11 protein-coding genes are annotated in these 11,288 nt (G+C 71.9%); 6 read left to right on the top strand and 5 right to left on the bottom strand.

The genetic code is table 11. The annotated features are described in order from the left end of the window. Window positions 1-54: 54 nt before the first annotated feature. Entirely contained in the window at window positions 55-492 is a 438-nt protein-coding gene (locus tag ACFWV2_RS06595) for a nuclear transport factor 2 family protein (RefSeq protein ID WP_384402613.1), read from the bottom strand. Between the two features lie 175 nt (window positions 493-667). Here ACFWV2_RS06595 and ACFWV2_RS06590 point away from each other — a divergent pair, with 175 nt between their 5' ends. Both ACFWV2_RS06590 and ACFWV2_RS06585 read left to right on the top strand, forming a co-directional pair. Further along, window positions 668-1,447, top strand: a complete 780-nt coding sequence (locus ACFWV2_RS06590) for a cyclase family protein (RefSeq protein ID WP_384402610.1) — start codon at window positions 668-670, stop codon at window positions 1,445-1,447. 47 nt (window positions 1,448-1,494) lie between these two features. Next, window positions 1,495-2,205 carry a class I SAM-dependent methyltransferase gene (locus ACFWV2_RS06585; protein WP_384402607.1) on the top strand — a complete coding sequence of 237 codons (711 nt, stop codon included), beginning with the start codon at window positions 1,495-1,497 and terminating at the stop codon, window positions 2,203-2,205. A gap of 15 nt (window positions 2,206-2,220) precedes the next feature. Here the strand turns inward: ACFWV2_RS06585 and rfbA are convergent, their stop codons facing one another. Beyond that, entirely contained in the window at window positions 2,221-3,102 is an 882-nt protein-coding gene (gene rfbA / locus ACFWV2_RS06580) for a glucose-1-phosphate thymidylyltransferase RfbA (protein WP_384402604.1), read from the bottom strand. A 129-nt stretch (window positions 3,103-3,231) separates the two neighbouring features. On the opposite strand from rfbA, the gene ACFWV2_RS06575 reads away from it, so the two are divergent. Then, the gene (locus ACFWV2_RS06575; protein ID WP_384402601.1) at window positions 3,232-4,341 is read left to right on the top strand and encodes a DegT/DnrJ/EryC1/StrS family aminotransferase; all 1,110 of its coding nucleotides are present in this window, start codon (window positions 3,232-3,234) and stop codon (window positions 4,339-4,341) included. 39 nt (window positions 4,342-4,380) lie between these two features. On the opposite strand, the gene ACFWV2_RS06570 is transcribed toward ACFWV2_RS06575, so the two are convergent. Together ACFWV2_RS06570 and ACFWV2_RS06565 are read right to left on the bottom strand one after the other, a co-directional pair. After that, entirely contained in the window at window positions 4,381-4,764 is a 384-nt protein-coding gene (locus ACFWV2_RS06570; RefSeq protein ID WP_384403262.1) for an antibiotic biosynthesis monooxygenase family protein, read from the bottom strand. Between the two features lie 121 nt (window positions 4,765-4,885). Next, on the bottom strand, window positions 4,886-6,904 hold the full coding sequence (locus ACFWV2_RS06565) for a BTAD domain-containing putative transcriptional regulator (protein ID WP_384402598.1): 2,019 nt from the start codon (window positions 6,902-6,904) through the stop codon (window positions 4,886-4,888). A gap of 780 nt (window positions 6,905-7,684) precedes the next feature. Here ACFWV2_RS06565 and ACFWV2_RS06560 point away from each other — a divergent pair. Genes ACFWV2_RS06560 through ACFWV2_RS06550 form a run of 3 tightly spaced genes read left to right on the top strand, consistent with a single transcriptional unit; the run spans window position 7,685 to window position 10,489 of the window. Then, window positions 7,685-8,977: a beta-ketoacyl-[acyl-carrier-protein] synthase family protein gene (locus ACFWV2_RS06560; protein WP_384402595.1), complete on the top strand. Its 1,293-nt coding sequence runs from the start codon at window positions 7,685-7,687 to the stop codon at window positions 8,975-8,977. Next, window positions 8,974-10,191, top strand: coding sequence for a ketosynthase chain-length factor (locus tag ACFWV2_RS06555; RefSeq protein ID WP_384402592.1), 1,218 nt, complete (start codon window positions 8,974-8,976; stop codon window positions 10,189-10,191). Before ACFWV2_RS06560 ends, ACFWV2_RS06555 begins: the two co-directional genes overlap by 4 nt. Window positions 10,192-10,231: 40 nt before the next feature. Continuing rightward, on the top strand, window positions 10,232-10,489 hold the full coding sequence (locus ACFWV2_RS06550) for an acyl carrier protein (protein WP_384403259.1): 258 nt from the start codon (window positions 10,232-10,234) through the stop codon (window positions 10,487-10,489). A 58-nt stretch (window positions 10,490-10,547) separates the two neighbouring features. On the opposite strand, the gene ACFWV2_RS06545 is transcribed toward ACFWV2_RS06550, so the two are convergent. Beyond that, window positions 10,548-11,000, bottom strand: coding sequence for a phospholipase (locus ACFWV2_RS06545; RefSeq protein WP_384402589.1), 453 nt, complete (start codon window positions 10,998-11,000; stop codon window positions 10,548-10,550). Window positions 11,001-11,288 lie beyond the last annotated feature (288 nt).

Raw genomic sequence — 11,288 nt, 5'->3', positions numbered from 1 at the left:
CGGTGGGACGTCACCACGACGTCCCACCGGGCTCGCCCGCCTGGCGCCTGCCGCTCAGGGCCGGTCGTCGCGGCTCACATACCGTTCGCGCACCCGCCACTCGCCGTCCTCCACGACCAGGACGTCCTCGCACACGCACATCAGGAGCAGGCGCGGCGCCTCGTCCCGCCGGGTCGCCACCACCTGTACGTACGAGTGGACCCGCACCGAACCGTCCGGGTCGGGCTCCTCCACCGAGGCCGTGGTCAGCAGGTGCCGGCGCACCTCGCCGGCGGCGGCGAGCTCCGCGTGCGCCGAACGGACCCCGGCCGCCAGGGCGGCCCGCCCGCGGACCGGCTCGGGCAGCGACGGCGGTGCGAACAGGCCGTCCTCGGTGAAGGTGGCGGCCCACCCCTCGGCGTCGCCCGAGTCCAGCAGCCGCATCTGCCGGGCGTGGAACCGCTGGATGTCGGCGTACAGCGACGCGTACGCCGGACTGACGGTCTCCCTCACGGATCTCCCTCCTCGCCCGCCGGTCGCGGGCCGCTGCCGTCGATGCTCGCGCGCCCCCTTGGAACCGGACTCGTGCCCGGCGGGCCCCGGACTCCAGCCCGGCTCCACCGTCGCTCCGGCCCCGGCCGGGAGGATGCCGACCCTGAACCCGGCCCCGATCCCCTGGAGGTGCGCCGTGAGGCTCATCGACCTGTCCTCGGCGGTGGACGCGGCGCTCTGGGAACCCGATCCCGTGGAGCACCACGTCCTGACCCCCCGCGAGGGCGCCCTGCACATGAGCGAGGAGATGCGCACCCACTTCGGCGTCTCCTTCGACCCGGACGAGCTGCCCGACGGCGAGTTCCTCTCCCTCGACCGCCTCACGCTCACCACCCACACCGGCACCCACGTCGACGCGCCCTCCCACTACGGGTCGAGGGCGGGCTACGGCGACGGCGTGCCCCGGCACGTCGACCAGCTGCCGCTGGACTGGTTCCTGCGCCCCGGCATGGTGCTGGACCTCACCGACGCGCCCTCCGGTGTCATCGGCGCGGACCGGCTGGAGAAGGAGTTCGCCCGCGTCGGCCGCACCCCGAGCCCGATGGACATCGTCCTGCTGCACACGGGGGCCCAGCGCCATCGGGGGACCGCGAGGTACTTCACCGACTTCCCCGGTCTCGACGGCCCCGCCGTCCACCTGCTCCTCGACCTCGGCGTCCGGGTCATCGGCACGGACGCGTTCAGTCTGGACGCCCCCTTCGGCGACATCATCGCCCGCTACCGGGCCACCGGGGACCGCGACGTGCTGTGGCCCGCGCACATGATCGGCAGGGACCGCGAGTACTGCCAGATAGAGCGGCTGGCCAACCTGGAGTCACTCCCCGGACCGTACGGATTCCAGGTCTCCTGCCTCCCGGTGAAGATCGCCGGCGCCGGGGCCGGCTGGACCCGCGCGGTCGCCCTCGTCGAGGAGTGAACCCGCCCGCACCCGGTCCCCCCCGCACCCCTACCCGAAGGAGGCCGATGTTCGGCCACGAGCTGGCGGACGTCTACGAGCTGGTCTACCGCGCCCGCGGCAAGGACTGGTCGGCCGAGGCCGCCGACGTCACCCGCCTGATCAGGAACCGACTGCCCGCCGCGGACTCGCTGCTGGACGTGGCGTGCGGCACCGGCGCCCATCTGGAGGCGTTCGACGGTCTCTTCGCCCACACGGAGGGGCTCGAACTGTCCTCGGCCATGCTGGAGCGCGCGGCCGCCCGGCTCCCCGCGGTGCCACTGCACCAGGGCGACATGCGGGTCTTCGACCTCGGGCGGTCCTTCGACGCCGTGGTGTGCCTGTTCACCGCCATCGGCTACCTGCGGACGGTGCCGGACATGCGGGCGGCGGTCGCCGCCATGGCCCGGCACCTGGGGCCCGGAGGGGTGCTCGTCGTCGAACCCTGGTGGTTCCCCGAACGGTTCCTCGACGGCTACGTGGCCGGTGACCTGGCGAGCGACGAGCACCGGACGGTCGCCCGGATCTCGCACTCCACCCGCGAGGGCCGGACCACGCGGATGGAGGTCCGGTTCGTGGTGGGTGAGGCCGGCGGCATCAGGGAGTTCACCGAGGTCGACCTCCTCACCCTGTTCACCCTGGACGAGTACCTGTCCGCCTTCGCCGACGCCGGGTGCCCGGCGGAGTACGTCCGGCCGGAGTGGACGGCGCGGGGCCTCTTCGTCGCACGCCGTCCCTGAGACACCCGGGCACCCTCATACGGAGGACGGGTACTCGCCGGCGATGGCCATCACGTAGCGGCCGTACTCCGAGTTCCCCAGCCGGGCCCCCAGCCGGTGGCACTGCTCGGGGCCGATGAAGCCCCGCCGGAGCGCCACCTCCTCGACGCAGGCGATCCGCACCCCCTGCCGCTCCTCCAGCGTCCGCACGTACTGGGCCGCCTGGAGGAGCGACTCGGGAGTCCCGGTGTCCAGCCAGGCGAAGCCCCGGCCGAGCTCCCGCAGCCGGGCCCGCCCGCGCTCCATGTACATGCGGTTCAGATCGGTGATCTCCAGCTCGCCGCGTGGGGAGGGGCGCAGTGCCGCGGCCCGCGCGACCACGTCGTTGTCGTAGAAGTAGAGGCCGGTGATCGCGCGGTTCGAACGGGGCCGGTCCGGCTTCTCCTCGATGGACACCAGAATTCCGTTGTCATCGGTCTCGCCGACCCCGTACCGCTCGGGATCGTGGACCTCGTAGCCGAAGAGCAGACATCCGTCCAGATTCTCCCGCTCCTTCCGGAGCACCTCGGAGAAGGAATGTCCGTGGAAAATGTTGTCGCCCAGCACCAGTGCCACGGAATCGTCCCCGATGTGGTCGGCGCCGATGACGAACGCCTCCGCGATCCCGTTCGGCTTGGGCTGCTCCGCGTAGTCGATGCGGAGCCCCAGCTGGCTGCCGTCACCGAGCAGGCGCCGGAACTGCGGGAGGTCATGGGGAGTGGTGATGATGAGGATGTCCCTGATGTCCGCCAGCATCAGCACCGAGAGCGGATAGTAGATCATCGGTTTGTCGCCGACCGGTAAGAGCTGCTTGGAAACGGCCAGCGTGATGGGGTGCAAACGACTTCCCGAACCCCCGGCAAGAATGATTCCCTTCATGGCCGCGATGCTATCCAGGTGATATCGGGAGCCACAAGGACGGGAATCCCGAGTCAAGGTGCAATCGAGCTGGATGCGAGGGCTGTCCGCTGAAATGCATGTCCATCCGAGCGGAAATGGAGAATGCCTGTGACCATTCGTGTATGGGGATATCTGGACGAGTACGCCGCAGAGCGTGAGGAGATCCTCGACGCGGTGGACAGTGTCTTCGGCTCCGGCCGGCTGGTCCTCGCCGAGAGCGTCCGGTCGTTCGAGGAGGAGTTCGCCGCCCGGCACGGGGCCCGGCACTGCGTCGGCGTGGACAACGGCACCAACGCCGTCAAACTCGGCCTGGAAGCCCTCGGAGTGGGACCCGGGGACGAGGTGATCACCGTCTCCAACACCGCCGCCCCGACCGTCGTCGCCGTCGTCGGCACCGGTGCGACCCCGGTCTTCGTCGACGTGCGCGAGGACTACCTCATGGACGTCTCGCAGGTCGAGGCCGCCATCACCCCCCGCACCCGCTGTCTCCTCCCGGTGCACCTCTACGGCCAGTGCGTCGACATGGCCCCCCTGGAGGAGCTCGCCGCCCGCCACGGCCTGGCCGTACTGGAGGACTGCGCCCAGGCCCACGGAGCCCGCCACCACGACCGCCCGGCCGGGACCATGGGCACGGCCGCCGCGTTCTCCTTCTACCCGACCAAGGTCCTCGGCGCCTACGGTGACGGCGGCGCGGTCCTCACCTCCGACGACGAGGTGGACCGCAGGCTGCGCCGACTGCGCTACTACGGCATGGAGGAGCGGTACTACGTCACAGGCCTGCCCGCCCACAACAGCCGCCTCGACGAGGTGCAGGCCGAGATCCTGCGCCGCAAGCTCCGCCGGCTCGACACCTACGTGACGGCCCGCAGGGAGATCGCCCGGCGGTACGCCGAGGGGCTCGGCGACACCGGTCTCGTCCTCCCGGAGACCGCGCCGGGCAACGACCACGTCCACTACGTGTACGTGGTGCGCCACCCGCACCGGGACGCGATCATCGAGGCGCTGCGGGAGCGGGACATCGAGCTGAACATCAGCTACCCCTGGCCGATCCACACGATGACCGGCTTCGCGCACCTCGGCTACCGGGAAGGCTCCCTGCCCGTCACCGAGCGGCTGGCCCGTGAGATCTTCTCCCTGCCCATGTACCCCTCACTCGCCCCGGAAGAGCAGGACAAGGTCGTCGAGGCCCTCCGCGAGGTCCTCACGGCCCTGTCCTGACCCGCCCTGACCGGCCGCTCGCCGTCCCCGGCGGGCGGCTCAGGCCTCGTGCGCCCCGGCCGCCGCCACCGACAGGCAGGCCGTGAACAGCCCGTTCTCGCTCCGGCTCAGGGCCCGCAGGGCGGCGGCGTGGGGAGCGAACCCCGGGTCTCCCACCGCCCGCCGGAACGAGACCCGGTCCGTCCACACGGCGAGGTTCACATAGCCGGCCGGGTCGTCCACCTCCCGCAGCAGACTGTGCCGGACGAAACCGGGCTGCCGCGCCATGAACGCGGACGTCCGGGCGAAGACCTCCTCGAACTCCTCGGGCGCCCCGTGGACGGTGAACCTGTTGACGAAGGTCACCTCGGGGCCGGGCTCCTCCCGGCGGCCCGGGCCGGCTCCGCCGACGACGTCGAACTCCTGCTGCTCCCCGCTCGGCATGGGCAAGGCCACCCCTCTGCTCGTCGTGTCCGTCCGACAGCCGCGGACGCGTGCCGGGGAGCCTGGCAGCGGCCCGTCGAGAACGTCTCGACACCGGCTGACCGCCGGCGCGGGACCCGCCTCAGCCGACCCCCACCTCCTCGGACGCGGCCGGCGCGGCGAGCGTCTCCTCCAGGCACTCCCTGGCGTACGCCCGGGTCAGCCGGTCGAAGACGTAGCGGCCGATACCGTCGGCACAACGGTCCGTGGCCAGCAGGTGGTTGTCGGCGAGGACCTCCAGCACGGACTCCAGCTCCCGCACCGGCCGGCCCAGCAGTTCGGCCGCCTGCGAAGCGGTGAAGGGGGACTCGCCCAGCATGCCGAGCAGCCGGAAGACCCCCTGCTCCTGGTGGCCGAGGCCCGCGTAACTGGCCGCGAACCGCGAGCGCACGTCCAGCTCCCCGAGCCGGGCCACGTCGAGGATCCGCGGCGTGGCCTCCAGCCGGTCGGCGAGCGTCGACAGCGAGAGCCCCGGCCCGGCCGCGAGCCGCCCGCCCACGCACCGCAGGGCCAGGGGGTGCCGACCGAGCAGTTCGACGATCCTGTGCGCGGCCTCCGGTTCCCGCGCCACCCGCTGCCGGCCGGCCAGGACGGCGAGGATCTCCAGGGCCTCCTCGGGGGAGGGCGCGCCCAGCTCGACGCGTTCGGCCTCCACCAGGGCGGTCATCCGCCGACGGCCGGTGACGAGCAGCGCGCAGCGCGGGTCGGCGGGCAGCAGGTGCCGGATCTGAGCCGAGGACGCCACGTCGTCCAGGAACACCAGCACCCGGCACCCGGCCGTACGGGACCGGAACAGCGCCCCGCACTCCTCCACCCCCTCCGGGATGCGCGCGTGAGGGACTTCCAGGGCCCGCAGGAAGCCGCGGAGCACCTCGGAGGGGTCGCGCGGCTCGGCGGAGGAGCCGCGCAGGTCCGCGTAGAGCTGTCCGTCGGGGAAGTGCGGGCGGAGCGTGTGCGCCAGGTGGACGGCCACCGCGCTCTTGCCGACGCCCGGGGGACCGGTCACGACCCCGATGTGGGCCGCCGTGCCGTCGGCCGCGGGCTCGCCGGGCCCGCACAGCGCGGCCTCCAGCTCCCTGAGGACCTCGCCGCGGCCGACGAACCCCGCGAGTCCGGCCGGGAGCTGGGCCGGCGATCCGATCGACTCCCGCACGACGGACGGCGGGGACGGCTGGACGGGGACCTGAGCGGCGCGGGCACCGGTGACGGCCGCGGGAAGGCGCGCTGCGGGCGGCGGTGGAGGGGCCGGGGCGCGGGACTCGGGCGGGAGGCCGGACGGTGGGGGAGCGAGGGGCGCCGGTGCCCCTGCCACCGGGGCGTCCGTGGGCACGGGAGTGGTGAGGTTCGGGGCAGCGGGGACCGCCGGCGCGGGTGACCGGGGCGTCGGCCGTCGCGGGGGCTCCCGGGGTTCGGCGGGGGAGTCGGACAGCAGGGTGTGCTGCAGACGGGCCAGTTCCTTGCCGGGTTCGAGGCCGAGCTCATCGATCATCTTCTGCCGCAGGCTCTGGTAGACCTCCAGTGCCTCGTGCCGCCGGCCGGACCTGTGCAGGGCCACCATCAGGAGACCGTGGAGGTGTTCGTGCAGCGGGTGGGCCAGCACCAACGCCTTGAGTTCGCTGATGAGTTCGCGGTGCCGTCCGTTCTCCAGGTCCGCCTCGATGCGCAGTTCGAGGATGCGGAAGCGCAGCTCCTCCAGCCGGGTGGTGTACGAGAAGAGCCGTCCCCCGGTCTCGACGTCGGCGAGCGCGGGGCCGCGCCACATGGCCAGGGCCTCCTCGAAGCAGGCCACAGCCCCCTCGGTATCGCCCTGCTGGAGGAGTTCCTGGCCTTTCTCCGCCCGGCTTTCGAACAGGTTCACGTCCAGGCTTGACGACGGAATGGTGAGGGTGTAGCCCCCCGGCTGGGTCTGGAGCAGGTTCCCGAGCCCCTGCTTCAGGAGGAGCTTGCGGAACTTGTAGATGTACGTCTGGAGGGTGGTCACCGCGCTCGGGGGCGGTAGCTCGGGCCATAACTCGTCGATCAGCTCGGACGCCTGGACCACGGTGTTGTGCCGCAGCATGAGCAGGGATATGACCTGACGCGGCTTGGGCGCGGTCGGCATGATGTTCCGGCCACCCCAGAGGATTTCGACGGGACCCAAAAGTCGGAACTCCAAGATGTTTCCTCCGTTTCCGTGGAGTCGCGCACGGCCTGTCGTCGCCGTGCGCGCCCCTCGCCGCTGTCGTCCACCCCGACTTCACGTTAGGTCCTTGAAATCGGCTGGTCAATGACGGATCAGGGGTTCGAGAAGCGCCGAGGAATCACCGAGGAATCACTGAAGAGCGGGCGGAATGTCTACTTTGCCGGATCCTGGATCATGGTCCGGGAAAAGTTCCCGTAAAGTCACGTTCATCGAGGACTGGCGAAGATTCGATCCCGTCCCCGCCACCCGCCCGGCTCGTATTCGACAGGCGTCAACTGGCGGGCTGCGGTTTTCGGCCCATGCCGGGGGTCCATGCGCGAGGGCACCTCTTCCCGCCACGTACGGCGGGGTCCGACGCCCTCCCCGTCGCCGCCCACCGATGCCCGGCGCCCCCTCGACCGCGCGGGCGGACCGGACGGACCGGCCGGTCCGAGCCCCCCGGGCACCCCGCCCGGCCTCCCGGCTCCAGCGTTCCTCCAGCGGGACTCAAACGGAGGGACGTCTCGGCGGCGCTCCCGGCCGGCCCCTTCGACACGCTTCCGCTGCCCCTGTCAAGCGTCTCCGCGCCCCTCCAATCGCCATTGAGCCGACTGCGAGCCATTTCGCGCACGCTCGCCCCATGGAAACCTCCGACGTAGGTGACACAAAGCACCGCGCCGTATGGGACAGAGCTACGGGAAACGGTGAAGGAGGACGCGGATGAATACACCGGCGAATCGGCGCGTGGTCATCACGGGAATCGGAATCGTGGCTCCCGGCGCAATCGGCGTGAAACCGTTCTGGGACCTTCTGACCGCGGGCCGCACCGCGACCCGCATCATCACCTCTTTCGACCCCGCGCCCTATCGCTCCCGAATGGCCGCGGAATGCGACTTCGACGCCGCGGCGGAGGGTCTCACGCCCCGGCAGATTCGCCGGATGGACCGGGCCACGCAATTCGCGGTGGTCGCCGCACGGGAGGGGATCGACGACAGCGGCATCGACCGCGAGGTCCTGGACGGTTCCCGGATCGGGGTGGTCATCGGCAGCGCCGTCGGCTGCACCACGAGCCTGGAGAACGAGTACGCCGTCGTCAGCGACAGCGGCAGCCGATGGCTCGTCGACCACGCCTACGCGGTCCCGCACCTCTTCGACTACTTCGTGCCCAGCTCCATCGCCGCCGAGGTCGCGCACGACCGCATCGCGGCGGAAGGGCCGGTCTCCCTGGTGTCGACCGGGTGCACCTCGGGCCTCGACGCGGTGGGCCGGGCCGCCGATCTCATCGCGGAGGGCACGGCCGACGTGATGGTGGCAGGGGCCACCGAGGCACCCATCTCGCCCATCACCGTGGCCTGTTTCGACGCGATCAGAGCCACGAGCCCCGACAACGACCGGCCGTCCGAGGCGTCCCGTCCCTTCGACCGCACCCGCCGGGGCTTCGTGCTCGGTGAGGGGGCCGCCGTCTTCGTCCTGGAGGAGCGGGAGCACGCCCGCCGCCGGGGCGCCGAGGTCTACGCCGAGATCACCGGATTCGCCTCCCGCTGCAACGCCTTCCACATGACCGGGCTGCGGCCCGACGGGCGGGAGATGGCGGAGGCGATCAGGGTCGCGCTCGCCACCGCCCGTACGGAGCCGTCCGCCATCGACTACGTCAACGCGCACGGCTCGGGCACCAGGCAGAACGACCGCCACGAGACCGCCGCCTTCAAGGCGAGCCTCGGGGAGCACGCGTACCGCGCCCCCGTCAGCAGCATCAAGTCGATGATCGGGCACTCGCTGGGCGCCATCGGCTCCCTGGAGATCGCCGCCTGCGTCCTTGCCATCCGCCACGACACGGTCCCGCCCACCGCCAATCTGCGCGAGCCGGATCCCGAGTGCGACCTGGACTACGTGCCCCTGGAGGCGCGTTCCCTCCCCGTCGACAACGTCCTCACGGTCGGCAGCGGATTCGGGGGCTTCCAGAGCGCCATGGTCCTGTCCGGGCCCGGTGCGCAGGGCCGGGCGGCGGCGTGAACACGGACACGGTGATCACGGGGATGGGGCTGCTGGCCCCCACCGGCCTGGGCCACGACGAGCACTGGAAGAACTCCCTGGAGGGCGCCTCGGCGATCGGCCCCGTCACCCGGTTCGACGCCGAGGGCTACCCCAGCCGGCTCGCCGGCGAGGTCGCGGACTTCGTCCCGGAGGAGCACCTGCCCAGCCGGCTCCTGCCCCAGACCGACCACATGACCCGAATGGCCCTGGTGGCCTCCGACTGGGCCCTCGCGGACGCCGGGTTCGACCCCGCGCTGCTTCCGGAGTACGGGATGGGCGTCGTCACCGCGGCCACGGCGGGTGGCTTCGCATTCGGCCACAGGGAGTTGCAGAACCTCTGGGACCGGGGACCCGAGTACGTCAGCGCCTACCAGTCCTTCGCCTGGTTCTACGCCGTCAACACCGGCCAGGTCTCCATCCGGCACGGGCTGCGCGGCCCCGCCGGAGCCCTGGTCACCGAGCAGGCGGGCGGCCTCGACGCCCTCGGGCAGGCCCGCAGGCAGCTCCGCCGGGGGCAGCCGATGGTGCTCGCCGGAGCCGTGGACGGATCTCCCTGCCCGTGGGGCTGGGTGTCCCAGCTCTCCACCCGCAGGATGAGCCGGGAGACCGATCCCGCCCTCGCGTACCGGCCGTTCGCGGCCGAGGCCGCCGGCTACGTGCCCGGGGAGGGCGGCGCCCTGTTCGTCCTGGAGGGAGAGGAGTCCGCGCGGGCACGCGGCGCCCGCCACCGGCACGGGCGCATGGCGGGCTACGCGACCGCCTTCGACCCCCCGCCCCGCTCGGGACGCCCCCCGAACCTCGCACGGGCCGTCCGGGCCGCCCTCGACGACGCGGAGCTGGGACCCGAGGAGATCGACGTGGTCTTCGCGGACGCGGCGGGCACCCCCGAGGAGGACGCCGTCGAGGCCGCCGCGCTGCGCACCCTCTTCGGCCCCCACGGGGTCCCGGTCACCGCGCCCAAGACCATGACCGGCCGCATGGGCGCCGGGGGCCCCGCCGTCGACGTGGCCACGGCGCTCCTGGCACTGCGCGAGGGCGTCATCCCCCCGACCGTCCACGTCCCGCGACCGCTGCCGGACCACACCCTCGACCTCGTGACGACCCCGCGTCGAGCCCCGCTCACGACGGCACTGATCCTCGCCCGGGGACAGGGAGGGTTCAACTCGGCCCTCGTCGTCACGGCCCCGCGCTGACCCCATCCGAACCCCACTCCCGACAGGAGACGTGACGATCATGGACCGGCTGACGACCGACAGGCTGATGGAGATCATGCGCGAGTGCGCCGGCGACGGTGGCGCGATCGAGACCGACCGGCGCCCCGAGGAGGTCGAGTTCGCCGCGCTCGGCTACGACTCCCTGGCCATGCTGGAGACGCTGAGCAGGCTGGAACGGGAGTTCGGGGTGACCATCGACGAGGAGGAGTTCGCCGGCGCCGCGACCCCGGCCGAACTCACCACCCTGGTCAACCGCGTCCTGGCCGGCGACGTGTGAGACGGGCGCCCCGTCGGCCCGTGGTGTGCCCCGCCCGCTCCGGGTCCTCACGGGTCGATCAGCCGAAGGCCTTGACCGCCTGGTAGTAGGTCCACGCCGTGCTGTTGCACGTCGTCCTCGTGGCACCGCTGTAGTTGAGGCACACGCGCTTGAGGTCCTCGTACAGGGCGCTGTCCAGGCGGGACTTGCTGGCGCTGAAGGTGCCGGCGGCCTTGTGGTTGCGGTAGCCGAAGTCGTGTCGGGCGCACGACATCGAGAACGGGAAGCCGAGGGGGTTGTCCGGCGAGGTGGAGCAGTAGTCGGTGGACCAGTCGAAGGCGTAGGCGGACCAGGCGCCCTGGTTGGCTCGGGCGGCGGCCCAGAGGTTGTAGCTCGACGCGCTGGTCTGCGTCCAACTGGACAGCACCTGGGGCTTGTCGGCCGGGGCGGCCGTGGCGACATCGGCGGCGGCGACGGTGGTGAGCAGGGCCAGGGCCGCGGCGGACAGGCCTACGGACAGTCGTTGGTGCATCCCACGCCTCCAGGAGACTGAGGCCCGCCCAGCGGGCTGCAGGTACATGCAGACATGATTGACGGGGCAACAGGATTTGCATAGACCTCGGCGCCGGACCTTTCCGTGAAGCCCTCGCTGCCGCCCGGGAGGCCGGCCGACAACAGGCGGCCGCCGCTGGGACGAGGGTCAGCTCCGGACCACGGCCCAGCTCGACGTGTCCCGCCGGACGCTCACGGAGCTGGCCGCCGGCTCGGGACCGTGCATCTCCGACGCCATCACGCACCAGCTTGTCGGCGCCGGACAGTT

The sequence above is a fragment of the Streptomyces sp. NPDC058671 genome (assembly GCF_042716475.1).
Lineage (GTDB): Bacteria > Actinomycetota > Actinomycetes > Streptomycetales > Streptomycetaceae > Streptomyces.
The sequence above is the reverse complement of the archived record's forward strand: the minus strand, read 5'-3'. Positions and strand labels throughout refer to the sequence as shown.